This window comes from Oscillospiraceae bacterium MB24-C1 (assembly GCA_030913685.1).
Lineage (GTDB): Bacteria > Bacillota > Clostridia > Oscillospirales > Ruminococcaceae > Yanshouia.
The window spans coordinates 551,491-577,665 of record CP133187.1 but is presented as its reverse complement, the minus strand read 5'-3'; the positions used below and the strand labels follow the sequence as shown (position 1 = coordinate 577,665).

Below are 26,175 nucleotides of genomic sequence, written 5' to 3'. Positions count from 1 at the left end.
CCCGTTTGAAACTGCATCGCGGCTCTGCTATACAATTGACGCTTTCTCCCGATAAAGCGACATCGGGTATTGATCTCACCGAAACGGCTAGCAACATTGTCCTTGCACTGCTGCTTTATTTTGGCTTAGGTGGGCTGATGGTCAGCCTATTTAAACTGCCGGTACTCGGCGTGGTGCCGGCGGTACTAGGTGTTTTGATTATCATCTGTGCCTTTATGTTTTGTCACACGACGAAAAGCCGCTTGCTTGGTGTCGCCATGCTCATTACCTGTATCATCATCCTGTGGATTTTGGCGGCGAAATATGCTCGGGCTGGCTTGTCCTTGACCTTGAATAGCCTTTCAACGGCGGTGGATATTGAATTTTTACGTATTAATGCGCAATATACTATCGACGTGGCGCCAGCGATTTTTCTCGCCTGTGGAACACTCTTTCTCACGCCATTTGCCGTGCTACTGGCGCTGGCGTGCATTTTTATAGTACGTAAAGCGCTCGGCTGGGTAGGGTTGGTCATCCTGGCGCCATTTGTCGCCGTCAGTGTGTTTGAGGCGGTCAACCACACTGGTGTTTGGTCGGCGTTGCTTTTTATCGGCGTGGCGCTGCTGCTGTGTCGTTGCCTTGCCGCCGCACCGGGTGCTAAAAACAGTGGAGGTGTAATGCTTTCGGCGGGAGCGGTGTTGTTAGCTGCCTGCCTGATCGGTTCGGGAATTTTGCTGCTGGTTCCGGGGAATGTTCCGGCAAAAACAGCATACTTACTGCAAAAGAATCAGCGCAATATCCTGATGGATATTCACCGTATGCGCTATGAAACGGATACCTATACCGTTTTACCCGAAGGGGATTTTGCTGATATTTCTGCGCCGGAATTGAGCTATGAAAAGGTTTTGAAGCTGACAATGAGCAAGCCGGACTCCATTTATCTGCGCGGTTATATCGGTGAGGTCTACACCGACTTTGGATGGGAGCCGATCGACAAAAAGGTCATGAACACCTACACTAGCCTGTTTTATCAGCTACATAAAAATAATTTCTATCCACAGACGCAGCTGGCAAAGCTGGCTGGCATTTTAGACGAAACGCTGTCCCAAGAGGATGCCCTGACCTTGGAGGTTCAAAATACCGCAGCATGTCGCGGATACATCTATGCGCCCTATGAGCTGTTAAAGGCCGACGATGTGTTGTTGCCCGCTGACAATCTGTTGGAATCGCGGTTAATGAGCGGCGGTCTTTTAGGTACGACCGACTACAAGCTAACCGTGTTTCCCAATCAGGTTAAACGGTATAAAAAACTGGCTGAAATGTTGGAGCAGCAAAGTGTCAATCCTTCGGATGCACTTCGCAGCTATCTGGAACAGGAGAGCCAGTACCGAAGCTTTGTATATGAGCAATACACCTCGATCCCACCAGAGGACAGTGCGCTCCTGACCGCCTACATCGGTGAACCCGGCATTGCCGGGCAGACCCATGTGGCTTATAAGGACGCCAAGAACAATATTCTGGCGATTATGACCCAACAGTTGGAATATTTGGATGAAAATGCGGCCTTTGATGGTGACGGAAGCTATATACGTTATATAATGCGTAAAAACCAGAGCGCTTCCACGGTGGGGTATGCAAGCGTCGCTGTCATGATGCTGCGGCATTACGGTATACCGGCACGATATGTCGAGGGTTATATCATAACCCCCGATGATGTTGAGGCGGTGGGCGACGATTCAAATATCGACATCTTGGACTATAACGCGCACGCATGGGCGGAATATTATCACGACGGAGTCGGATGGATTCCCTTTGAGGCGAACCCCAACTATCTCGGTGTGATGGAAGGCATCACCGACCCGCCATCTTATGGGCAGAGCAACCAAGGTGGCGCAGAGGAGGAGCCAGAATACGATCCCCCCGAGCGTGATCGTGATCGCCACCGCGATGAGGACGCTGGATTTCTTGATAAGTTCCTTGACACACTGCGCCTGTTACTACCGATGCTGCTGACGCTGTTGGTATTGGCCGCATTGGTTGGCGCGTGGCTGTATTATCGGTTTAAAACCCTCGAAAAGCGAAAGAAGGCATGTGAACAAAGCGACAACAACGCTGCGGTTTGCAGTATGATGGCCTATGTTCTGGCGCTGCTTGGGGCGGTGGGCATTGAAGAACCGACCCACTCGCCGATTACATTGGCGCCCAAAGTGGCCGAGGGTATGGGTGATGCAATTGGCGCAGAATATGGGAATGCTGTCGGCGTATTTTTACAAGCGGCTTTCAGTAGTCATACGGTACAACAACCAGAACGCGAGGCTGTTTATGCGCTGTTACAGCACATCATTGCTTGGTTAGAGCAATCACAACCGCGTAAAAAGCGGTTTATCATGCGGTATGTAAAATGCTTGTATTAAGATAGCTACCAAGCATCCCTTCGCCCTTTGTTTCAGATAATTTTTTAGAAGCTAAGTGGGCCGTCCATTAAGGACGGCCCACTTCTGTATAGTATAAATCTGGTACAAGTTTAAGTTTAACCTGTAGTGGACCAATGTCAAACCGGGGGCATCGGCCTGCTTTTCCCGGTAAATTCGATCGCGTCAATTTTGAACACCGCAACAGAATTAACGGCTTGTGGAGGCATTTCAAATTCTTTGCCGGTTTGGTGAATCATAATGTGTGATAGCCCTTTTATCTTTTCTTCAAAGCTCTTTATTAGGCTGGCGTCGCCGGTGCCGATGATGCTTTTATAAGCGTATCCGTTGCGGCAGGCAATCTCGGACTCAATCAGTTGATGGCTGCAATCCATTTCGAACGCGACAACGGGGGATTTTGACAAAATATCAATCTTACGTCCTTCTTTTGCGGAATGAAAATAGAGCGTCAGCTTACCTTCGTCAAATACATAGCCAAAATTCAACGGGACAATATATAGCCCCTGTTCATCTTGCATCGCGACGCGGCAGACCTTACATTCCTCAATGATATTTAATAACGCGGTGGGGTCTGTGACTTCACGGTCTTTTCTTCTCATTCTTAACACCTCCATATAGCAGCAGTTTATCATTGAATAAGGAAAATCACAAGATTTAAAACAACAATTTTAAAAGACCTAATATTGCATTCATTGCAATAATTCACGTATAATGATACACTTACTGGAAAGAGATTCCTGAAAATATTATGAGGGGGGCAACTTTGATGAGACGTTTTTTGGCTTTGCCACTTGCGGTTTTAATTCTGATTTTTGCGGGATGTACAGGGCAAATCGGCTCGGCTCCGACGTCATCTGCTGATACTGTTAATGTGTCGGCGTCGGCATCTAGCAGTACGTTGCAGTCAGCCACAAGCGAAACAAGCGATGCGGTTGAGTTACTGCAGACATCTGAAGCAGCCGTGGCAACCTCGTCAGCAGACGAATCCGAGACGATTGCGCAGACCTCTGTTAAAAATACTGACACGACTGACGGCGAAACGCTCGCGCAGGTAACGGAAGTGGCTTTTGCAGACGAGGAACGGCTCATGTCCTCCAAACCGGCAACGCAGAGCTGGCCCGTGGCATATGAAAGCTTTTACGACGCCTATCCAGTTTTAGAGCAATATAAGCTGGAAGGGCTTGAAGATTTGGAATTACGCGATCAATTTGCATATACGCTTTGGGAAATTTCACCCACCGACATTTCTGATATTTATTGCAATCTTAATGAAAGTTCATCAGCACCGGCTAATTTGTTCAGCAAGTTTTTTATGCGAGACCAGGGGGCTGTTGGCATACTGCTTAATTATGCCGGAACGGATGATTATTTTGGAGAAGGGATTGCTGGACTTTATCCTCATCCTTTGCCGGAGGGTCAGGGCGAGAAGACCGCATATGTACATTCGACAAAACGTTTTGATGTGGGAAACTACCGCTATCGCAGTTCATTGACGATGACGGCGGGGGTGGAGGCACAGCTCCTAGACCAGGGTTTTTCACCCGAAAGCACCGTGGCATACGCGCTGACCATTGATAACTATGCCTATGGCGTCTGCTTTATTGACCGAGACAACATTAGTTTTTGGTTGGGCGGGAAAACCCCATCCTCCCATATGCCAGATGACCTACGCATTAGGGTGGTGTATCCATTTTCACTGATCGCGCAGGATATCCACGACCGAATTGATGAACTTGCGCCTTTGCTTGAGCCATCGCAGGAGTCCGACCCATTGGTTGCAAACCCCACCACCGGCAAGCCGGTGATCTATCTTTATCCCGAGGAGCAGACCGACGTCACCGTGACACTCAGTTATCCTGCGGAATACCTGACCTACACCTATCCTACTTATGACGGCGGCTGGCATGTCCGCGCCGATTCGGACGGCACGCTGACCAACCTAAAGGATGGCAGCCAACACTACTATCTATTCTGGGAAGGTGACAAGAAGATCGACTGGGACCTTTCCGAAGGCTTTGTAATCAAGGGCGGCGATACCGAAGCCTTCCTGCGCGAAAAACTTGCATTTATGGGGTTGACCCCGCGCGAATATAATGACTTTATCACCTACTGGGCACCAGAAATGTGCCGCAACCCCTATAACCTGATCAGCTTTTCAACCGAACAATACGAAGCGCTGGCACCGCTTTCGGTTACACCCGTGCCGGACAGTGTTTTACGGGTGCATATGGTTTACAAAGGCTTAAAACAGCCTGTAAAGGTCTTGCCCCAGACACTTGTTCCATGGCAGCGCACCGGCTTTGCGGTGATTGAATGGGGCGGCAGTCGGGCGTGATACAGGTTTAGCGCAATATTCCATAAATAAATGACAAAATGCCCTTGGTTAATACAGGATAAAATGCTATAATACAAAAGTAATGTTCAATTATTTTTCAGGCGGGAGGAACTGGAGATGGCCGAATTAGACCTAAATCTTTATGGCGACGAAAAGGTGTTGCTGAGAACCAGCTTTTTTGGTGGTTTTGAAAAGAAAGAGGTATTGACTTATATTGATAAGCTTCGGAAGCAAAACCGAACGATGGCACAGGAGCTAGCCGAACATATCAGCGAGGTTTCCACCGCTCGAAATCAGCTTTCTGAACAGGTTTCCAGTTTCGAATCCAAAATAACCGAGATGGAGCGCCAGCTCGAAGAGCGCGGTGGTAAAATTCGTGAGTTGACTGGTACAGTGGAGTCGCTGCGCAACGAGGTTAGCCAACAAAAGCTGCGACAGATTGAGCGCGAAAAGGATTTACAGCAGCAAAAAGATCAGAACCGACAGCTGGTCGTGCAGCTTCAAAACTATGAATATAAAGCCAAGCGCTATGAAGATGTCTCGGCGCAGCTAGGTGAAATTATTCTCGAAGCGAACCAGCGCGCGGCTGATACGGTTGCACAGGCGCAGGAGCAGGCGGAGCATATCAAACAAAACGCCATCACGGCCAGCCAGAAGATCACGGCCGAAATGTCGCTGATGCGCAATGAGATTTCCACCGTCCGCGTCCAATTGGAAGATTTGATGAAGAGCTTTACCACGCGGCTTGATGAAGTAGATCAAATGCTACTTGAGATTGTTCCGGCGGGTGCTGATGAGTCCATTGATGAAGTGGCGCAGGCGGCCAAGGCCGAGCAGGAGGCATCATCGACCGATGCACCTGAGTTGCCTTGCGACAAGTCGCAAAAAGAAAACAAATTGCCCCAGCAGAACTTTTTTCGCGGCGCCGCAACGACCTGAGGCTCCAGAAAAAGCTTCTGTCGGCGGCGAGGTTATGTTTTCAAAAAGCGCCAGATCACAGACTGTGCAACACAGCAGTTCTGAAGCGCTTGGGAAGTTAATTAGAAAATTGCTTTTCTAGAATAAGATTAGCCTGTCTTGCAAATTGTAGGGCAGGCTTTTTTGAAAGGAGTACGGTTATGTTCAAACCCAGGCGGAGCAGAGATTATGGGAAAATTTCTGCCGTGATTGCGGCGGGCGGGTCGTCTGTGCGTATGGGCTTTGATAAGCTCACCGCTGAACTGTGTGGGTTACCGGTATTGATCCATACGATCAATGCGTTTGAAAACTGTGGCCTGATAGACGAAATCGTCGTGGTTACGCGCGAGGAACATATACCGGCACTGCTTGCCGATGTGAAATATCAGGGTTTTAAGAAGCTGCGCAGCATTGTCAAAGGTGGTGCAACACGCCAGCAGTCGGTATATGCGGGGGTGTGTGCTTGTTCAGCTGACGCGCACTATATTTGTATTCATGATGGGGCGCGGCCGCTTGTCACATATACAGTTATAGAAGCGGCTGTCGAAGCCGCGGCACGACATGGTGCCGCCACGGCGGCGGTGCCAGCCAAGGATACCATCAAGCGGCGCAACGGTGACTTTGTCGTCGAAACGTTGCCGCGCGAAACGCTGATGCTGATTCAGACGCCTCAGGTGTTTAAAAAAGAACTGTATCTGCGTGCCTTTTCACAAAGCGGCCAGGAATATTCCGACGACTGCCAGCTCATAGAAAGCTTGGGGGCGCCTGTGGCGTTTTCTCAGGGGGATTATCAAAACATTAAGCTGACCACCGAGGAGGATTTTATCCTTGCGGAAGCTTTTTTGATGCAGCGGGAGGGATTTTAAAATGCGGATAGGATATGGCTATGACGTCCATCGCCTTGTCGAGGGCCGAAAGCTGATTCTGGGTGGTGTTGAGCTGCCGCATACGCATGGCCTGCTTGGACATTCCGACGCCGATGTTTTGACGCACAGCGTGATGGATGCGTTGCTCGGCGCTGCCGCGCTCGGTGATATTGGTGCGCACTTTCCAGACAGTGACGCTACCTATGCGGGTGCGGATAGTATAGCGCTGCTTAAGAAAGTGGTGGATTTGCTGGCAAAACAGGGTTATTGCATCGGCAATATTGACGCAACCGTGCTGGCTCAGGCCCCAAAGTTGGCCCCTTTCATCGGCAACATGCGGCGCTGCATCGCAGCAGCATGCGGCATTGACGAAACGCGGGTCAGTGTAAAGGCCACCACCGAAGAGGGACTGGGTTTTACGGGCCACAAAGAGGGTATTGCGTGCCATGCGGTATGCCTGATTTTTGAACAGGAACATATTTGATGTGATAAAAGTTTATATTTATATAATTGTGATGTTCATACAATTATGGTACAATAAAGACAGTATCTTCAACAATGATTTGGCAAAGGATGTGCATGTGTGGACAACCTGATTTATGACATACAGGGAATACTAAATTCCTTTGGCATTTCAGACTTTTTGGATATTATTGTTGTGGCCTATTTGATGTATCAGGCCATTCGTCTGGTGCGTGAAACCCGCGCCATTCAGTTGGTCAAGGGTTTAGGTGTGCTGGTCGGTGTTTATGCGATCGCCACCTTTGCACAAATGCGCTCTCTTAGCTTTTTGATTCGCTATGTGTTTCAATACGGTGCGCTGGCGTTGCTGATTGTCTTTCAGCCTGAGCTGCGCCGTTCGCTTGAGCAAGTGGGACGGACTCGATTTTCAAGCCTGCAGCTTTTTGGCGGTAATGTAGGTCTTGACGATGTCAATTCCCGTTGGCGGCGGGCGATCAGTGCCATTGGCGAGGCGGCGACGTTTCTTTCCAAACGTAGGATCGGGGCGCTGATTGTGCTTGAGCGCCAGAGCCTGTTGGGGGAAATCATCAAAACCGGAACGGTGATCGATGCAATCCCCAGCGCCGAACTGCTGGGGAATATCTTTTTCCCCAATTCTCCGCTGCATGACGGTGCGCTGATCATTCGAGAAGGCCGACTCGTTGCCGCGGGGTGTTATCTGCCGCTGTCAGATAATTTCACCATCAGCAAGGAGATGGGAACCCGGCACCGCGCGGGTCTTGGTATGAGCGAAAGCTCCGATGCGCTGGTGGTCATTGTCTCTGAAGAAACCGGTGTCATAACCGTGGCAAAGAACGGTAAGTTGATGCGCGGATTTACCGGAGAACAATTGGTCAAAGAGCTGGAAGGCGCCTTTATTATCGAGAAGCGCGAAGAAAAAGGCGACCGTATGCCGCCATTTTTTAAGGTGAAGCGATGAAAAACAATAAATCTTTTTTAGACAACAACACGGTGCTCATCGTCCTGTCTGTGCTGGGCGCTATTTTGATTTGGGTGATGGTTGCCTATAATATCGATTCCAACATACAGGCGGTTATTCGTAATGTTCCGGTCACATTGGACACCAGCGATAGCAATTTGACGCGGTTGGATTTGTATCCGGTCACCGACACCGACTTTATCGTTGACGTCGAGGTCAACGGCCCGCGCGCTACGGTAGGTAATATTAAGGCGTCAGAGCTGAGCGTTCTGGCTAAGCTAAATAATATTAGCGGCCCAGGTACCTACGACCTCGCCCTTGAGATTACCGACACCCGCCACCGTGACATCGAGGTTAAGGGCACTGCTCCGGACGTCATTTCAATGCGGTTCGACCACCGCGTAACCAAGATATTACCGGTGCAGATGGAAATAACTGGTCTGGATATTCCAGACGGCTACATTCTGGATGAGGAGTATATTTATCCTTCGGAGGTACAGGTAGTCGGCCCGGCGACCGAAATGGAAGCGGTCAATTCTGCCAGTGTCCATCTTAATTTCGAAAAACCTCTTTCGGCAAGCGCTACCTACGAAACGCCAGTTATATTAAAGGATGCTGACGGCAACGAGATTAGCAGCCCTTATTTTGAGTATGACAGTAAAACGGTCTCGGTGACGTTGCCGGTGCTTAAAAAGAAGACGGTTCCCGTGACATTTGACTTTGTCAATGTTCCGACCGATTTTGACCTTGATACCCTGAAATACATTATTTCGCCGGAAGAGATTGAAATTGCAGGGCCGGCTGATTTGATTGCCTCCTATAATGAGCTGCATCTGGGCTATCTGGATATGCGCAGCATCGCACCTGATATGCATATGTTCTATGATCTTTCGCTTCCGCCAAGCTTTATTTCGGTGGAGGGCATCGACGAATTAAGCGTAGAGTTCATACCCGAAGGTTTTGACAGTAAGGAATTAAACATCGATAGCAGTGGCATCTATATCGTCAACCTTTCAGATGAATACGATGTTACCATCCAGAGCAAGAACATTCCAAACGTGACGGTTTACGGGCCGGAAGAGGAGCTTGAAGCTTTAACTTCAAAGGATCTAGTTGCCCAGATTGATATGGCAGAGGCTGATTTACGCACCGGCCAGATCACGGTGCCGGTAGATATTCTGATTCCTGGCAAGCGTACCTGCTGGGCTTATGGTGACCGCTATACCGCGCGGGTTACTGTTAAGAGCAAGTAGACAAAATGAAACAGGGGTGCTGCGTTCAAATATAGCAGCGCCCCTGTTTAACTTTTAATTATTTGATAAAACATATAAATAAAAATATATTGCGTTCAATTTAACGTTGTTTTTCTACCCGAGCAAACCACTTTTACACCGCTTACTACGGCTCGATGGAAAATCAGTATCAAAGGAGCAAGCATATGCTTTTACAGTTGAGTCAGATCAATACCTCGGTGACGCAAGGCGTTGGGGAAGCCACATCTGTCGCTATTGCGCAGCTGGGGTTAAAGCCATCTCAGGTACTGTCGTGCAGTCTGGTACGCACTTCTGTCGACGCCCGGCGGGGGCGTAGGCTGCCGGTGCATTTTGTCAGTACTGTAGCGATTGAGGTGCCCGATGCGCTCGGCAAAAAGCTGCTCAGAGAGGATATTAAAAATCTTTTGGTGTTTAAGCGCCCAGTGCCGATAGCGGTCAAAACAGGGGAAACACCGCTGAACCACCGTCCGGTGGTTATCGGCTTTGGTCCGGCTGGGATGTTCTCCGCGCTGCTGCTGGCGCAAAACGGCTACCGGCCCATAGTACTGGAACGTGGCGCGGCTATGGAAGACCGTGTGGCGACGGTTGAACATTTTTGGCAGAATGGTGTGCTAAACGCACAAACCAATGTCCAGTTCGGTGAGGGTGGGGCGGGTACTTTTTCCGACGGCAAACTGACCACCCGTATCAATGATCCGCTTTGTGGGCATGTGCTCAACGAGTTGGTACGGCACGGCGCGCCGCAGGATATTCTGGTCAAGGCGAAGCCCCATGTCGGCACCGATCTGTTGCGTGGTGTGGTCAAAAGCATCCGCAAAGAAATATTGGCGTTGGGCGGCGAAATTCATTTTCTCAGCCGTGTAGAGGATTTTCAGGTCAAGGATGGCGCTATCTGCGGCGTGGTATCTAACGGCGACTCGTTAGCAGCCGATGCGGTCATTGCGGCGGTGGGGCATAGCGCACGCGACACCTTTTTTGCGCTCGCAGGCTGCGGCGCTGCGCTTGAACCAAAGGCGTTTTCGGTGGGGGTGCGTATCGAGCATCTCCAAACTGAAATTGACCGGGCGGTCTACAACGACTTTGCCGGTCACCCGAATCTACCTTCAGGGGAGTATCAGCTTTCTCATCGTGAGAGTCAGCGCGCGGCCTACACCTTTTGCATGTGTCCGGGCGGCATGGTGGTTGCCGCTGCCTCTGGCGAAGGGCAGACAGTGACCAACGGCATGAGTTACCGCGCGAGAGACTTAAAGAACGCCAATAGTGCTTTGGTAGTTTCGGTGGATTCAGCCGATTACGGCAACGGCTGGCAGGATGCAATTGCATTTCAGCAGCGACTGGAATATGCCGCCTTTAACGTGGCGGGTAAAGATTATAAAGCACCCTGTATGTGTGTAGCTGATTTCTTAAAATCGCCTTTGTCAGGTGGGGCTACAATGGTAGAACCTAGCTATCCAGTCGGTGTAAAGGAAACGGACATTGCAGCACTTTTTCCGCCTCAGATTACGGCATTTATGCGGCACTCACTGCCGATTTTAGGGCGAAAGCTTTCTGGTTTTGATGCACCGGGCGCGCTACTCACCGGTGTGGAAACTCGAACCTCATCACCGGTGCGGATCATGCGCCAGAGCAACTGTATGGCAGAAAGTATTGACGGCCTGTACCCTTGTGGTGAAGGGGCGGGGTATGCTGGTGGCATCATGAGCGCTGCCGTAGACGGGCTGCGCTGTGCTTTAGCGTTGATGAACCGCTATACAAGGCCGATAAACGGTAATAATATTGAATTGTAAAGGCGGTTATGATATAATGACCGCGTTATGGCTATTTTACCATCTTTATCTTCAATAGCTTACCTTTTGTGAGGTAACCGCCTATTGATGGACAATATTTTTGCTGCGTGCAAGACGCTTGTGTTCTTATGGCTTGCCCCTTAATGGGGCTTGCTACCTTTTAAGGGCTTATAATACCCTGTATCTGTCGCCGCAGGGCGTTTTGCAGCGAACTAGACTTAAAATGTGAGGGGGCGTTTGAATGAAAGCACAGATTTGGGATGTTCCCGCAGCGTGTGGCGACACCGCAGAGGAACTGCGTCGAGTGCTGGGTATTCCCGAACTGGCATCGGTGGTGCTGGATTCTCGCGGGTATGATGCTGACGGAGCCAGACAGCTTTTAGACTGCGAGCCCGAGGATGTACTCTGCGACCCAATGTTGATGTGTGATATGATTCCCGCCCTTGAAACGATTCAGGATGCCATTGAAAATGACGCGTTTATATGTATTTTCGGGGATTATGACTGCGACGGTGTTGCGTCCACCGCAATGCTCAAGAGCTATTTTGAGTCGGTCGGCGCGCGGAGCTGCTATTATATTCCGCACCGTGAAAAAGAGGGCTATGGTCTGAATATCCCTGCGATAAACGATTTGCACCGGATGGGTGTGTCTTTGATTATCACAGTGGATAATGGCGTTTCGGCGCTGGAGGAAATTGATCACGCAAACGCGCTGGGGATGCGGGTCGTAGTTACCGATCACCACCAGCCTCGAGAGACGCTGCCTGCGGCTGCCGCCGTAATAAATCCACACCGCAGTGATTGTGATTATCCGTTTAAAGATCTTTCGGGCGTCGGCGTGGCGTTTAAGCTGCTTTGTGCCATGGAAGGTGAGCGCGGCGAGGAACTGCTTGAGCAGTACGCTGACTTTCTGTGCATTGGTACGGTAGCGGATGTAGTGCCGCTCGTCGGCGAAAACCGCTGCTTTGTCAAGCGAGGATTGGAACTACTGGCTGATTCACACCGGCCAGGGGTGCGCGCCCTGTTAGAAATTGCGGGGCTCACTGGAAAAGCGTTGACCGGAGAATCGGTGGCTTTCGGACTTTCGCCTCGTATAAACGCGGCGGGCAGGCTCGATTCTGCTGAATTGGCTGCAATGCTGCTATTGACCGAAAGCAATGATGAGGCCTCTGAATTGGCCCAACAGCTGGAGGCGCTCAACCAGAAGCGCCGGACCGATGAAAAGAAAATTACTGACGACATCGCCAAACAGCTGCTGGCCGATCCGTCCTTGATACATAACAGAATTCTGTTGTTTTCCGGTGAGGACTGGAACGCGGGTATTGTAGGCATTGTTTGTTCGCGGATGGTTGAGCGCTTTGGCAAGCCCTGTTTGTTAATTTCAACGCAGGGGGAGAGCGCCAAGGGCTCTGGCCGCAGTGTGGAGGGTTTTTCGCTCATTGAGGCTGTAACCGCCTGCTCAGACAGTCTGACCCGCTACGGCGGGCATCCTATGGCGGCCGGCTTTTCGTTGGAAACCGCCAAGGTGCCGGAATTTAATGCGAAGCTGCAGCACTATGCCGCAGCAAATTATTCTGTTATGCCGGCGCTTCGCCTTAAAATTGACAGTGTTGTATCGCCTGAGCTGCTGACAGTCGAGCAGATTAAGGGGCTCAATTGCTTAGAGCCGTTTGGCAGTCAGAACCCTACGCCGGTGTTTATGGTTACCGATGCATGCCTAGAACGCATCATCCCGCTCTCTGAGGGAAAATACTGTAAGTTGAACCTTGTTAAAGATAAAGCCCGGTTCAGTGTTCTTTGCTTTATCGCCCGGCCTAACGGGTTTTGCGCCGTCGTAGGTGATTCGGTGGATATTGCTTTCTCAGCTTCGATCAACAATTATCAGGGTCAACAGAGCGTCTCGTTAAAGCTAAAAGCCATCCGGCTTTCAAACAGTGACATGAATCTACTGGTGCTCGGGGAACAGCGTTATGACAGCTATCTACGCCAGGAAAACCTAGGGCCGGAGCTGATTCCCACCCGTGCAGAAACGGCGGTGGTGTATCGCTATATCAAGCGGCAGGGTTCGATCAATTTTTCACCCAACGCGCTTTACTGTCACATTGTCCAACAGGAGCCTCTTGATTACTCCCGCTTTCGCATTGCGCTCGAAGTTTTGCAGGAGTTAGGTCTGCTACAAAGAACCGTCTCGCAAGATGTTGCGGTATTGACAGTTGTTACCGCGGCAGCGCGCGTACAGCTTGAGCATTCTTCGATTATAAGGAGCTTACAACAACAATTATGAATGACAGCCGATCAATCAGCATCGAAGAACTAAAGAGTTTTATCCTCCAGACTGGCAAAAGCTATAATCTGGAGGTTATTGAGCGCGCCTATGAGATGGCAGAGGAGGCGCACGGCGACCAGAAACGTCGCTCGGGCGAGCCTTATATTATCCACCCACTGGCTGTTGCCAAAATATTGGTGGAGCTAGGGATGGATACCGAATCAGTCGCGGCGGCGCTGCTGCACGATGTGGTTGAAGACACCGACGTTGCGCTCGCTGTTATTAAAAAGAACTTTGGAAATGATATTGCACTGCTGGTTGGCGGTGTGACCAAGCTGGGTAAAATTCCTTACTCCTCCAAGGAGGAACAACAGTCTGAGAATTTACGCAAGATGCTGTTGGCGATGGCGCAGGATATCCGTGTGGTTATTATCAAGCTGGCCGACCGACTGCATAACGCGAGAACCTTTCAGTATCTGGCGGAGGAGAAACGGCGCTATAAAGCGCTGGAAACGATGGAGATTTATGCGCCTATCGCCGACCGCCTCGGTATCCGCAGAATCAAGGAAGAACTTGAGGACACTTCGCTGCGGTATTTAGATCCTATCGCCTATGCTGAGATTGAAAGTCAGCTCGCTGCGCGCGAGCAGCGCCAGCTATTTTTGGCCAGTATAAAGCAACGCATTTTTGAGCGCGTAAAAGCGGAGCATCCCAACGCTTATATCGAAGGACGTGTCAAAAGCATCTACGGTATCTACCGCAAGGTGTATATGCAGGGCCGCGCCTTCGACGAGGTTTTTGATATTTATGCGGTGCGTATTATTGTGGATTCGGTCATTGAATGCTACAACATTCTGGGCATCATTCACGATATGTTCCGCCCGATTCCCAATCGTTTTAAGGACTATATCTCGACCCCGAAGCAAAATATGTACCAGTCGCTGCACACCACTGTATTCGACAAAGAGGGTATCCCATTCGAGACACAGATTCGTACTTGGGATATGCACTACACGGCAGAATATGGTATCGCAGCACATTGGAAATATAAGGTGGGCATTCAGGGTAAAGATAAGCTCGAAGAGCGCCTGGCCTGGGTGCGCCAGCTCATTGAAAACCAGCAGGATGGCGAGGGTGCCGAGGACATTGTCAGCTCGATCAAATCTGATATCGCCCCCGAAGAGGTTTTTGTGTTCACCCCAAAGGGCGACGTCATCAGCCTACCCACCGGTGCCACCGTGTTGGACTTTGCCTATGCGATCCACTCGGCGGTCGGCAACCGCATGATGGGCGCTCGAATCGACGGCAAGATTGTCTCGATCGATACCGAGGTTCAGACCGGTATGATCGTCGAAATCATCACTTCCAACTCCAAAACACAGGGTCCCAATCGCGACTGGCTCAACATTGTTAAAACCACTGAAGCTCGCAACAAAATCAGGGCATGGTTTAAAAAAGAGCGGCGCGAAGAAAATATCATTGAAGGCAACGCGATGATTGACCGCGAGTTTAAGCGTGCCAACATCGTGCTCACCGACGAGCAGCGCGAGCAGCTTTTAACTGCTGAGGCGAAACGCCAGCACCTGAACACCGCTGTCGACCTTGTGGCGGCGCTGGGTTATGGCGGATTACCGTTTTCGCGCATCATGCCGCACCTTCGCGAGGAATATACCCGCCTTTACCGGCCGGAGCCACCACAGACAACCATTCCTGTCAAGCCTAAAAAGGAGCGTAAAGACTCCTCCGGCGTCATTGTCGAGGGGATTGATAGCTGTCTGGTCAAATTCTCAAAATGTTGCAACCCATTGCCGGGGGACAACATTATCGGCTTTATAACCCGCGGCTACGGTGTTTCAATTCATAAACGCGACTGCGCCAATGTTGTTTCAGCGATGAATGACGAATCGCAGCGTGAGCGCTGGGTGCGCTGTGAATGGGCCACAACGGTCAAAGAGACGTTCCAGTCCTCTATTGAGGTTATCGGTAACAACCGTTCCGGCCTGCTGGCTGAGTTGAGTATTCTGCTGAGCAACATGCGCATTTCGTTGCATTCTTTTATGGCCAAGGAGCTTAAAGACGGACGTTTGAGTTTTAATGTTACAATGGCCATCAGTGATTTAAATCAGCTGAACTATGTCGTTTTACAGATCAAAAAGATTCCGGGTATCATTTCCGTGGATCGTATATCAGGCTGACGGGGTGATTTTATGAGAGCGATATTGCAGCGGGTTTGCCGCGCTGAGGTTTCGGTGGATGGCAAGACTGTGGGGGAAACCGACGGTGGCTATCTGATACTATTAGGTGTCAAAACTGGGGATACCGAGGAAGAAGCACGATTCCTGGCCAAAAAGACTGCTGAGCTGCGCGTTTTTACCGATTCTGAAGGCAAAATGAATCTTTCGCTGCTTGATGTTGGCGGTAGTGCACTGGTGGTCAGTCAGTTCACGCTTTATGCCGATTGCAAAAAGGGGCGCAGACCGGCCTTTGTTAATGCTGAAAAGCCGCCATTATCTGAAAGTTTATATTTGCGCTATGTCGATTTTCTGCGTGAAGCGGGAGTCGGGCGGGTAGAGACCGGCGCGTTCGGCGCTCATATGCTGGTATCACTAGAAAATGACGGGCCGGTTACCATCCTGCTCGATACTGAAGAGATTATGCCAAAACACTAGGAGGGCTGTACCATGAAACTTTTGCACACGACGCTGGGACCAATACAGACAAACTGCTATTTTGCGATTGATGCTAACGGTGAGACCGCTATCATCGACCCGGGTGCAAATCCGGCCAGAGTCAATCAGATTATTGAAGAAAATAACCTCAAGCCCAAATATGTCCTGCTGACGCATGGTCACTTTGATCACATCGGCGGTGCAAAGGGCATTGTCAAAAAACACCCAGATGTTAAAATTGTTATCGGCGAAAAGGACGCACCTATGCTGCCCGCTGCCGTCAAAAATTCTAACTGGCGGCAATATATCAGTGATGAAGATTATCTTGATCTGAAAGCTGATATCCTTACGCGTGAGGGGGATGAATTCACGGTTGGTGGGCTAACCTTCCGCGTAATAGAGACCCCTGGTCACACCCGTGGCGGCGTTTGCTATATCTGTGAGGAATTTATCTTTACCGGTGATACCCTTTTCAGACACGAGTGTGGCAGAACTGATCTAGAGGGCGGTGACTATTTGACCATCCTACGCTCGCTCAAGCGTCTGCACGATCTGCCCGGTGACTATAATGTACTGCCCGGCCATGAAGAGTTGTCCACGTTGGAGGAAGAGCGTCACCATAACCCTTATATGAGGGAAGCACTCAAATGATTTTGATGACCCGTGGCTTTTCTCACACCTATGAAATAGAAATGCTTTCGCGCATGCTGTTTCCGGCACTGTTGCTTAAACCTGTGGAATCGCTGCCGGATTTGGGTGCGGTGCAGGATTATCTGCTAGCGGAGATGACGCTCAATGATGATGGCTATCTGTTACAAGTGACGCTGCGGCGGAACAAAAACCTGTATACAGGGCAGGAGACGTTGAAAACGGATATTTCGGAAAAAGAGCGAGTGGTTGCACTCGCTCGAATTTTATACGGCACTGCGCTTAAAAGTGGCTGTCGCGAACTGCGTTGGGGCATTCTGACCGGCATTCGCCCGGTCAAGCTATTTCATGCACTGGCAGAACAGGGCTTGACCGAGCAGCAGGCCAACACGCAGCTTTGCGCCCGCTATCTGTTAAGTGCAGAGATGGCGCAGCTTGCTCAAACGGTCAGACGATCAGAGAAAAGCATTAATGACCGAAGTCTGTCGATGGGCTTTAGCCTTTATATTTCTATCCCATTTTGCCCACAGCGGTGCAGTTATTGCTCATTTGTATCTCAGTCGGTAGAAAAAATGCGGCATCTCGTTGCGCCATATGTTGAGCAGCTTTGCGTTGAAATTGCCGAAATCGGGGGAATTGTCAAAACCCTAGGTTTGACATTGCAAACAATCTATTTTGGCGGTGGTACACCGACGACGTTGTCTGCGGAACAACTTACCAAGATATTTTTACAAATTGCTCATGCTTTTGACCTGTCGAATTTGTTAGAATATACAGTAGAAGCCGGTCGACCCGATACAATAGACCGCGAACGTCTTCTGGCGCTAAAGGCGGCGGGCGTGACGCGTTTAAGCGTCAACCCCCAGACGATGAATGACGATGTTCTCTTAGCCGTCGGCAGAAAGCACACTGCCCAACAGGTAGTGGACGCGTTTGAGCTGGCGCGAGAGATCGGTTTTGAGAGCATTAACATGGATTTGATTGCAGGCCTGCCAGGGGATACCCCCGAAAGTTTTGAAAAATCACTAAAAAAAGTGCTGACATTGAATCCGGACAACATTACGGTGCATACGCTGACATTAAAACGTGCCAGTACGCTGGCCGAAGATTCTCAGGAGGTTGCGCGGCAATATTCCCGGCACGGCGAGGTGGCCCAGATGGTGGATACCGCACGACGGCTGATCTGTCAAGCGGGTTATACGCCTTATTATCTCTACCGTCAGAAAAACGCGGTGGGTAGCTTAGATAACACCGGGTATGCTAAGCCCGGCAAAGAAGGGCTTTATAATGTCTTTATTATGGATGAGACACACACGATATTAGCTGCTGGTGCCGGCGCAGTCACCAAGCTGCGCGCTCCGCATGGCGCGGATATTGAGCGTATTTATAATTTTAAATACCCGGCTGAATATCTCTCGCGCTATCAAGTGATATCCAATCGTAAGGAAAGGGTGAAACAGTTTTATGAAAATCATTAGTAAAGTTAAAAATTCGCATATTGATGTCACCGAAATTAATACATTAGCCAAAAAACCGGGTGACTTTATCGCACAGTGTGAAAAGGGCTACTTTGACCAGATAAACGAAATTGTCGAGCAAGTGCTCAGCAGCAACGGACGGTACCGCATTGTGCTGTTGGCTGGCCCTTCCTCTTCAGGTAAGACGACGACCGCCCACAAAATTTCGGAGGCGTTTGCCAAAAACGGCCTTCACGCCCCTGTGGTATCGTTGGACGATTTCTTTTTAGGTATAGCCAATTATCCTAAGCTGCCCGACGGCACACCTGATATGGAGACGGTTGAAGCGTTAGATTTACCGCTTATTAATACGACGTTAGGCTGTCTGTTAAAGGAAGGGCGCGCAACATTTCCGGTTTTTGACTTTAACAACAGCACCCGCTCTGACCAGACCAATGAGGTCCAACTGGGGGAGCGCGGAGTGCTTGTAGTTGAGGGGTTGCATGCACTTAACCCTAGACTGGTGGAAGTGCTGGATCAAAACGTGCTATACCGCGCCTATGTCAGCACGCGCACCAAGTATATGGATGGCGAAACCGAGGTACTCACTCCGAAGGATGCCAGACTTATCCGGCGTATGGTGCGCGACCACAATTTCCGTAACCGCTCTCCACTTGAGACACTCTTAGCATGGGAGGATGTGCTGGACGGTGAAGAAAAGTACATTTATCCCTTCAGAGACAGTGTGGATTACAAGATCGATTCCTCGCTCGACTATGAGGGCTGCGTCTTCCATCACTACATACTGCCGATGATCGAATCGCTTAAAGACAACAGGGTTTATTCCGGCAAGGTCAAGCAAATTGTTGATCTGCTAGAAGCTTTTGACGATATTGATTACCACTATATTCCCGAGGATTCGCTGCTTCGGGAGTTTATCGGGAATTAACTGCAAAAGGACAAAGACCTTCTGATAAGCATTGTATTTTATACCATTTTGCGGTATAATATAAAACAATACAGTGAAGGGGCGTGGGGTTTATGTCTGCTTTTGGCAGTGTTATGAATATGGTGCGGAATGCTGCGAGTGTTGCGACAAAAAAGACGGGTTCGGCTGTTGAGCTTTCTAAGCTAAAGCTTCAGATGATGCAGCTTAGGTCTCAGATACAGAGTACCTATGAGCGGATTGGCATATTGACCTATGAACAGCAGAAAACCGGAACTGATAACTATGAGCTGGTTTCGGTTTGCATTAAAGAAATCGACTCGCTTTTAGTGAGTATCAATGAAATCAACGCCAATATCGCATCCATCCGGGATGGTATTAAGTGCCCCAATTGTGAAACGGCTAATCCGGTTGATACCACCTACTGTAAAAGTTGCGGGGTCAACCTGACTAAAAACCGAGAATAATGTATGACTAAAATGCTGCGGAGTGTTACTTCGCAGTATTTTTTTACGTGATATGCCATGACCTGCATATTCGCCCCCAGACTCGAAATAGGATTCAAAAGGGGGAGGGGGAGGCTATTGAAATCTAAAGGACAGTCATTTGCATCGGGGGCAGCTACGCTGATGATGGCCGCTGTGCTAGTCAAAATTATCGGGGCGCTTTTCAAAATTCCGCTGACTCGGATTTTAGGCGGTGAGGGCATGGGCTATTACATGACCGCTTACAGCGTCTTTAATCCCATTTATGCGTTGAGTGTGGCCGGGTTTCCGGTGGCGGTGTCGAAGCTGACGGCCTCAGCCATCGCCAAAGGTCGACGAAAAGACCGCCAGAGAATTATGTCGGTCGCACTGATGTTATTTCCGCTTATTGGATTGCTGCTCTTTGCGGTGATCTATTTCGTCGCACCGTTTTTTGTCGTGGCAATCGGAAACCAGAACGCGCTTAAAGCGGTAAGAGCCATTGCGCCCGCGGTGTTTTTCTGTTGTATAACTTCGGTTTTTAGGGGATACTACGAGGGTAGCCGAAACATGGTGCCCACGGCACTTTCACAGGTTGTGGAGGCAGTCATCAAGCTCTTTGTGGGGTTGTATCTTGCTTTTCGCTGTGTGGAAAGCGGCATACACAGCTTTAATATCACTGGCAGTGTGTTCGGGGTGATGGTGGCTGACCGCGCTGAGGCGATGACGATTATCGCGCCACATGCTGCAGCCGCAGCTGTCTCAGGTGTTGCGATCTCCACTGCGGCAGGCAGTCTGGTGATTGCACTTTATCATGTGCTACAAAAAGGCGAAGCAGTGCCAGGGCAAAGTAATATCTCCCCGGGGAAAACGGCCTCGCTGCTCATCGGCATGGCGCTGCCAGTTTCAGCCGGGGCGCTGGTAACCAACATATCGTCGCTAATCGATCTGGTGTCGGTTATGAACCGCATCAGCTTTGCAGCACAAAATGACTGGGATGCGCTGTGCCGTAGCCACCCGAACGCCATGCTGGATAGCATGCATGCCGAGCGGGTCGCTAATTTTCTTTACGGCTCCTACACTGGACTCGCCATCACAATTTTCAATCTCGTTCCTGCCCTGACCGCCGCCATCGGCACCTGCGCATTACCGATGATCGCTGCGCTGGCTTCTCAGGGCAGACTGTCACAGCTGCGGCAACAGGTGGAGTCGGTTATTCGCGTCACCATCATCATTGCCATGCCGATGGGGCTAGGTATTTGCTTTTTGTCCAAACCGATCTTGTCGGCTATCTTTGACAGCAACCCCATTGAGGTGGCAATAGCGGCCCGATTACTGCAGCCTATGGGGGTCGCGGCAGTTTTTGTCGCCGTTACCGGTGCGGTGAACAGCATGCTGCAAGCTGTGGGGCGGGTGTATGTTCCGGTTAAAATGATGGTGGGTGGTGCTGCCATTAAATTTTTAATTAACTGGGCGCTGATTTCGATACCGTCGGTCAACATATCAGGTGCGCCGTGGGGGACATTGGGCTGCTACCTGTTTATTATGCTGGGAGGTACGGCGGTACTAATGCGTACGATAGATGGCGATATCGGTCTATTCCCGATGTTTTTAAAGCCGTTATTTGCATCTCTGTTGTGCTGCGTGACCGCGCTGAGCATTTTAAATGCTACTACGGGCTACTATTCCGAGAAGTTGGTGCTGGCATTGGCGATAGTCTGTGGCGGAGGAATCTATTTGGTTACGCTTTTGCTTTCGGGTGCAATACAGGAAAACGATTTGTATTTGCTTAAAAGTGACTCCAAAATAAAAAAACTGCTTTTATTATGGTGTAATTCCCCTTGCAAATCGCGTTACAATGCGGTAAAATAAGTAAGATGTTTTTACCGATAAAGAAGGAGAATTTTGGCCAGCATGGCGTTCGAGCTGAAAGAGAATTATCAGGTTTCTGATTTGATTAGAATTATGTCCCTGCTGCGGGACAAAGATGGATGTCCGTGGGATTTGGAACAGACGCATGAAAGCATCCGTAAGAATTTAATAGAAGAGGCTTATGAGGTCGTCGAGGCCATTGACGCGAACGATTCCAAAATGCTGTGTGAAGAGTTGGGTGATCTGTTGCTGCAGGTGGTGTTTCATAGCCGCATCAGTGAAGAGACCGGCGATTTTTCTATCGACAATGTGGCGGATGGCATTTGCAAAAAATTAATTTTGCGTCATCCGCATATTTTTGGCGACGCAGTGGTTAATAATTCTAAACAAGTTCTCGAAAACTGGGATGAGATCAAAAAAAGGGAAAAAGGGCAAACGACTGTTTCTGATACGTTGCACAGTGTGCCCAATGTTTTGCCCGCGCTTATGCGCAGCCAAAAGGTTCAAAAGCGTGCGGCAAAATCCGGGTTTGATTACCCAGATGCGGCCATGGCTTTAGCCGATCTTGAAAGCGAGATTGTTGAGCTGAAGGTTGCTATGGCTAAGCAAGATGACCAGTCTTGTTATGAAGAATTAGGTGACGTGCTTTTCTCGGCAGTGAATGTGGCAAGAATGCTCGACATAGATGCCGAAGAAGGTCTCACAGCGTCCTGCAATAAGTTTATAAGGCGCTTTGACGCCGTTGAACAGCTTGCTGAGCGCGAAAATGTAGACTTAAAGCATGCACCACTTGATCGGTTGAACAAGCTTTGGCGTGATGTAAAAAACGCACAGAGCAAATAATGGCTGTTTAGAAAAACAAATATCGGTCTATTTTTATGTAAAGAGCAGCTGATTGGGTTAAAATACTCAAAACAGCCAAAAGAAATCCTACGCTTTTTACTCCCTGCCGCTTTACAGCGAAATATTCGTTGATTTGAAATTTCAAACAAGCCCTAAGTAAAGATGTAAAAATTATTGGAGGTTTTACTACTATGACAAAAGCAGATCTGATCGGAATTGTTGCAGCAAAAACCGAGCTTTCTAAAAAGGACAGCGAAAAGGCTGTTACCGCTGTTGTTGACGCTATCACGGAGGCTCTTGTTGCCGGAGAGAAAGTATCTCTCGTCGGTTTTGGTGCTTTTGAGGTAAAGACCCGTGGTCCCAGAAAGGGTATCAACCCCAGAACTAAAGAGGAAATTACCATCGCCGCTTCCAAGCTGCCTTCTTTCAAGGCTGGCAAGGCACTCAAGGACGCTGTGGCCAAGTAACTTTCAATAGAGAAATTGTATTGCCGGCGCATAGTTTAAGCTTTTGCGCCGGCTTATTATTTTTGGAGGAAACATGAGACTTGATAAATATCTCAAGGTGTCCCGGTTGATCAAGCGCCGAACCGTCGCTAACGAAGCCTGTGACGCCGGTCGAATCTTGGTTAACGACAAGGTGGCGCGTGCCTCCTACGATGTCAAGGTCGGGGATAAAATCACCGTTGGGTTAGGAGCTAAGCCGCTGACCGTCAAGGTTATTTCGGTAGTGGAGCACGCCAAAAAGGATGAAGCTTCTGACCTTTACACCGTTATAGATTAGCTGCTGCAGCCTTAAACTGTTATCAGGTTGTCTTTTGCGGCATAACCTCTGTGTGGCGGCTCATACAATTAAGATGTATGAGCCAACGTGCAGGGAGGTAAAGCCATATGGCAGAGGATAAGAGCATGCTGCGGCAGCAGCACAAGGTTGTGATGGACGGCAGGCGCGCGCTGACCATCACCGGTGTGACGGATATCGACAGTTTTGACGAGCAGATGGTTGCTGTTTTTACTGACGTCGGTGAGCTGGTTGTACGGGGCAGCAATCTGCATCTGGGCAAGATCGACGTAGAATCGGGCGAGCTTGCGCTCGACGGCGAGATTGATTCGCTGGAGTATACCGATAACGCTTCTTCGCGTCAGAGCCTGTGGGGCAGGTTGTTCCGTTGATGACAGATTTGCCGCTGCTGCTCTCACTCAGCGCCGAATGCCAGTATTTTCTGCGCGCCTGTTTGCTGGGGGCGGCGCTTGGCGTGTTTTTTGATTTTTTTCGTATTCTGCGTCGCTCTTTCGGGGGTGGCACGGTCGTCATCTGCCTGCAGGATTTGTTTTACTGGCTGGTCGTTGGATATGCGACCTTTAGCTTTTTACTAAGGTATTGCGACGGCCGACTGCGCTGGTTTGTTTTTTGTGGCGAGTTGCTCGGTTGGGTAATTTTTAGACTGACGCTGAGCAGCTGGTTTGTGGCACTCGGCAGCGGTGTTTTGAATTTGATGATACGGTTGGTGACCGGAATTATAGAGCTGGTGCTTCGGCTTGTTCGACTATTGACTAAAGTCGTTTTAGCACCGTTTCTGTTTTTATATCGTGTTTTTGGTATTCGGATAAAAAATGCGGCTGTAAATCGTGTCATTCTTGTAAAAAAAGTATGTCGTAATCGCAAATTACGCTTGAAAAAGCAAGTCAAATTATTGTATAATCGCTATATACCGCAATTTGGCGGCAGACTTCACCGTTCAAAGCAGGGAGGGGTAAATGTGTCGAAGCGAAAAAAGCGTAAAGCAAATTGGCTTGTGCGTTTCTTTATGCTTTGTTTCGTTGGCTATGTTGCGATCTCACTGATTGGCATGCAGGTTCAAGTAACCTCTAAACGGCGGCATCTTTCGGCGCTCAAGCAAAGTGTCGAACAGCAACAACAAATAAACGCCGAAACGCAGCGCCTTCTAAACGGTGAGAACGATGAGGAGTATATTGAGCGCGTTGCGCGGGATAAGTTGGGATATGCTTATCCGGATGAAAAGATTTTTATCGACCGTTCCGGAAATTAACACAAGCACATAAGCATACAGGATAATAATTTTGGGAGGATCTATTCATTTATGGCGGTTGTAGTCGGGTCTATTGTAGAAGGCAAAGTTACAGGTATTACAAAGTTTGGGGCCTTCGTCGAACTCCCGGGTGGGAAAACGGGAATGGTACACATTTCTGAAATCGCAGCTACATACGTTAAGGAAATTCGGGATTTTCTTCAGGAGAATCAGGTCGTTAGCGTAAAGGTGATTGCTATTACCCCTGAGGGTAAGGTCAACCTTTCTATTAAACGTGCGATGGAACAGGCGCCGCGCAGCACAAACGCAGGGCCGCGTTCCGGCCAGTCGCAGCGAACTGCACCTCCTCCCAGACGCATGGGACCCGGCAGTGATATTGATTTTAGTCGTCAAAATAATGCGCCGCAGAGCTTTGAAGATATGCTCAGCCGTTTTAAGCAAACCAGCGACGACAAAATGTCAGATATCCGGCGCAATTTGGATAGCAAGCGTGGCAGTGCTGGACCTAAGAGACACTGCAAATAATTGCTGTGCCATCGGGTGAAACGACTTAACGCAATTACTGTGCGTGACAGATTATTTGAAATACGGCGCAGACAGGGGCTGCCGATGCAGCCCCTGTTGCGTTTGAACCGCCCGCATAAAGGTGGGGTAAACGCGGACGTCTCTAAATGAATGTCATGGTTCATTTAGAGACGCCCGTTCTTGTTTGGAGGATATATGCTAATTACAAACGTCAGGATTGAAACGATGCAAGGCGAAGCCGTATCAAACGGCTTTATTCGCATTGAAGGGGATAAGATCGCTGAAGTTGCCCCTATGGCGCAGCTTGTTCGTAACGCTGATGAGCCGTGTCATGATTTTGCCGGCGCATGGGCAATGCCAGGACTGGTGGATGCACACAGTCATCTGGGCCTTTTTGGGGATGGGCTGGGTTTTGAAGGTGAAGACGGTAATGAAATTTCAGACCCTGTTACGCCCCAGCTTCGGGCTATTGATGGCATCAACGCGTTAGATCGCGGCTTTTCAGAAGCGTTGGACTACGGTGTGACGACCGTTGTGACTGGGCCGGGTAGTGCCAACGCCATTTGCGGCCAGTCGGCCGCGGTTAAAACCGGCGGCTGCTGCATCGATGACATGCTGCTGCTGCCCGTGGCAGCCATGAAGCTTGCGCTGGGAGAGAATCCTAAGAGCACCTACGCGGCGCGCTCTCAAGCGCCAGGCACTCGCATGGCCACGACAGCGCTGATTCGCGAGGCGCTATATGCCGCTCGCCGTTATCAGGAGGATTATGAGCGCTATGAGCAGGATGAGGAGGATGAACTTGATCCGCCTGAATTCGATGCCAAAAGTGAGGCGTTGCTGCCGATACTGCGAGGCGAACTGCCTGTTCACATACACGCCCATCGCGCCGACGATATTTTTACCGCCGTGCGCATTCTAAAAGAGTTTTCTCTGCGAGGCGTTATTATTCATGCAACGGAGGCGCATCTCGTGGCCGAGCGATTCGCAGCCGAGGGCGTTCCGGTGGTGTGTGGGCCGATCTTGGGTACCCGCAGTAAACCCGAGCTGGTGGGTTTGTCCCGCGAGACGCCCGCCGTGATGCTGCGATATGGGGTTAAGACAGCTATCTGCACCGATCATCCCGAGCTGCCCCAGGAATTTTTAATGCTTTCGGCCGCTATTGCCCATCATTCGGGTATGCCACGTGAGGCGGCGTTGCGTGCTGTCACCATCACCGCCGCCGAAATCTGTGGTATAGCTGATCGAGTGGGGTCATTAGCAGTGGGTAAGGATGCCGATATTGTAATTTATAAAAACGACCCAATCTTGGGTCTCGAAAAACCGACTGCTGTTTTCTTAAATGGTAAAAAGGTTAGATAGTTATT

General features: G+C 49.8%; 24 protein-coding genes. 23 read left to right on the top strand and 1 reads right to left on the bottom strand.

From position 1 onward, the window contains the following. The first annotated feature begins 5 nt into the window (after nucleotides 1–5). A complete protein-coding gene (locus RBH76_02855; protein ID WMJ84380.1) occupies nucleotides 6–2,393 on the top strand; it encodes a transglutaminase domain-containing protein in 2,388 nt (795 codons plus the stop codon). Nucleotides 2,394–2,530: 137 nt separating this feature from the next. On the opposite strand, the gene RBH76_02850 is transcribed toward RBH76_02855, so the two are convergent. Beyond that, the gene (locus RBH76_02850; protein WMJ84379.1) at nucleotides 2,531–3,010 is read right to left on the bottom strand and encodes a pyridoxamine 5'-phosphate oxidase family protein; all 480 of its coding nucleotides are present in this window, start codon (nucleotides 3,008–3,010) and stop codon (nucleotides 2,531–2,533) included. Nucleotides 3,011–3,177: 167 nt separating this feature from the next. Between RBH76_02850 and RBH76_02845 the strand changes: the two genes are divergently transcribed. The 22 genes from RBH76_02845 to RBH76_02740 all read left to right on the top strand — a co-directional run bounded on the left by RBH76_02845 (nucleotide 3,178) and on the right by RBH76_02740 (nucleotide 26,170). Further along, entirely contained in the window at nucleotides 3,178–4,746 is a 1,569-nt protein-coding gene (locus RBH76_02845) for a hypothetical protein (protein ID WMJ84378.1), read from the top strand. A gap of 117 nt (nucleotides 4,747–4,863) precedes the next feature. After that, the gene (locus RBH76_02840) at nucleotides 4,864–5,685 is read left to right on the top strand and encodes a hypothetical protein (GenBank protein ID WMJ84377.1); all 822 of its coding nucleotides are present in this window, start codon (nucleotides 4,864–4,866) and stop codon (nucleotides 5,683–5,685) included. A gap of 179 nt (nucleotides 5,686–5,864) precedes the next feature. Further along, nucleotides 5,865–6,569, top strand: coding sequence for a 2-C-methyl-D-erythritol 4-phosphate cytidylyltransferase (gene ispD / locus RBH76_02835; GenBank protein ID WMJ84376.1), 705 nt, complete (start codon nucleotides 5,865–5,867; stop codon nucleotides 6,567–6,569). A gap of 1 nt (nucleotide 6,570) precedes the next feature. After that, nucleotides 6,571–7,053 (top strand): 2-C-methyl-D-erythritol 2,4-cyclodiphosphate synthase, encoded by a 483-nt coding sequence (gene ispF, locus RBH76_02830; GenBank protein WMJ84375.1) that lies wholly within the window; start codon nucleotides 6,571–6,573, stop codon nucleotides 7,051–7,053. Between the two features lie 99 nt (nucleotides 7,054–7,152). Further along, on the top strand, nucleotides 7,153–8,010 hold the full coding sequence (gene cdaA / locus RBH76_02825; protein ID WMJ84374.1) for a diadenylate cyclase CdaA: 858 nt from the start codon (nucleotides 7,153–7,155) through the stop codon (nucleotides 8,008–8,010). Further along, nucleotides 8,007–9,263 (top strand): CdaR family protein, encoded by a 1,257-nt coding sequence (locus tag RBH76_02820; GenBank protein WMJ84373.1) that lies wholly within the window; start codon nucleotides 8,007–8,009, stop codon nucleotides 9,261–9,263. Before cdaA ends, RBH76_02820 begins: the two co-directional genes overlap by 4 nt. Before the next feature lie 185 nt (nucleotides 9,264–9,448). After that, nucleotides 9,449–11,071: a hypothetical protein gene (locus tag RBH76_02815; protein WMJ84372.1), complete on the top strand. Its 1,623-nt coding sequence runs from the start codon at nucleotides 9,449–9,451 to the stop codon at nucleotides 11,069–11,071. Between the two features lie 241 nt (nucleotides 11,072–11,312). After that, nucleotides 11,313–13,355, top strand: a complete 2,043-nt coding sequence (gene recJ / locus RBH76_02810) for a single-stranded-DNA-specific exonuclease RecJ (GenBank protein ID WMJ84371.1) — start codon at nucleotides 11,313–11,315, stop codon at nucleotides 13,353–13,355. Further along, entirely contained in the window at nucleotides 13,352–15,532 is a 2,181-nt protein-coding gene (locus tag RBH76_02805; protein WMJ84370.1) for a bifunctional (p)ppGpp synthetase/guanosine-3',5'-bis(diphosphate) 3'-pyrophosphohydrolase, read from the top strand. Before recJ ends, RBH76_02805 begins: the two co-directional genes overlap by 4 nt. Nucleotides 15,533–15,544: 12 nt before the next feature. Further along, on the top strand, nucleotides 15,545–16,006 hold the full coding sequence (gene dtd / locus RBH76_02800; protein WMJ84369.1) for a D-aminoacyl-tRNA deacylase: 462 nt from the start codon (nucleotides 15,545–15,547) through the stop codon (nucleotides 16,004–16,006). 12 nt (nucleotides 16,007–16,018) lie between these two features. Continuing rightward, a complete protein-coding gene (locus tag RBH76_02795) occupies nucleotides 16,019–16,657 on the top strand; it encodes an MBL fold metallo-hydrolase (GenBank protein WMJ84368.1) in 639 nt (212 codons plus the stop codon). Further along, on the top strand, nucleotides 16,654–18,132 hold the full coding sequence (gene hemZ, locus RBH76_02790) for a coproporphyrinogen dehydrogenase HemZ (protein ID WMJ84367.1): 1,479 nt from the start codon (nucleotides 16,654–16,656) through the stop codon (nucleotides 18,130–18,132). Before RBH76_02795 ends, hemZ begins: the two co-directional genes overlap by 4 nt. Beyond that, nucleotides 18,119–19,060: a nucleoside kinase gene (locus tag RBH76_02785; GenBank protein ID WMJ84366.1), complete on the top strand. Its 942-nt coding sequence runs from the start codon at nucleotides 18,119–18,121 to the stop codon at nucleotides 19,058–19,060. Before hemZ ends, RBH76_02785 begins: the two co-directional genes overlap by 14 nt. Nucleotides 19,061–19,152: 92 nt before the next feature. Continuing rightward, nucleotides 19,153–19,524 carry a hypothetical protein gene (locus RBH76_02780; protein WMJ84365.1) on the top strand — a complete coding sequence of 124 codons (372 nt, stop codon included), beginning with the start codon at nucleotides 19,153–19,155 and terminating at the stop codon, nucleotides 19,522–19,524. 117 nt (nucleotides 19,525–19,641) lie between these two features. Next, complete coding sequence (locus tag RBH76_02775; protein WMJ84364.1) at nucleotides 19,642–21,393, top strand: polysaccharide biosynthesis protein; 1,752 nt, start codon at nucleotides 19,642–19,644, stop codon at nucleotides 21,391–21,393. Between the two features lie 42 nt (nucleotides 21,394–21,435). Further along, nucleotides 21,436–22,236 carry a nucleoside triphosphate pyrophosphohydrolase gene (gene mazG, locus RBH76_02770; GenBank protein WMJ84363.1) on the top strand — a complete coding sequence of 267 codons (801 nt, stop codon included), beginning with the start codon at nucleotides 21,436–21,438 and terminating at the stop codon, nucleotides 22,234–22,236. A gap of 191 nt (nucleotides 22,237–22,427) precedes the next feature. Continuing rightward, a complete protein-coding gene (locus tag RBH76_02765; GenBank protein ID WMJ84362.1) occupies nucleotides 22,428–22,703 on the top strand; it encodes an HU family DNA-binding protein in 276 nt (91 codons plus the stop codon). A gap of 73 nt (nucleotides 22,704–22,776) precedes the next feature. Next, the gene (locus RBH76_02760) at nucleotides 22,777–23,019 is read left to right on the top strand and encodes an RNA-binding S4 domain-containing protein (GenBank protein ID WMJ84361.1); all 243 of its coding nucleotides are present in this window, start codon (nucleotides 22,777–22,779) and stop codon (nucleotides 23,017–23,019) included. Between the two features lie 107 nt (nucleotides 23,020–23,126). Continuing rightward, on the top strand, nucleotides 23,127–23,408 hold the full coding sequence (gene yabP, locus RBH76_02755) for a sporulation protein YabP (protein WMJ84360.1): 282 nt from the start codon (nucleotides 23,127–23,129) through the stop codon (nucleotides 23,406–23,408). Next, a complete protein-coding gene (yabQ, locus tag RBH76_02750) occupies nucleotides 23,408–24,286 on the top strand; it encodes a spore cortex biosynthesis protein YabQ (GenBank protein WMJ84359.1) in 879 nt (292 codons plus the stop codon). The genes yabP and yabQ overlap by 1 nt, the downstream gene beginning before the upstream one ends. Before the next feature lie 51 nt (nucleotides 24,287–24,337). Further along, nucleotides 24,338–24,811 (top strand): S1 RNA-binding domain-containing protein, encoded by a 474-nt coding sequence (locus RBH76_02745; GenBank protein WMJ84358.1) that lies wholly within the window; start codon nucleotides 24,338–24,340, stop codon nucleotides 24,809–24,811. Between the two features lie 195 nt (nucleotides 24,812–25,006). Then, entirely contained in the window at nucleotides 25,007–26,170 is a 1,164-nt protein-coding gene (locus RBH76_02740; GenBank protein ID WMJ84357.1) for an amidohydrolase, read from the top strand. The last annotated feature ends 5 nt before the right edge of the window (nucleotides 26,171–26,175 follow it).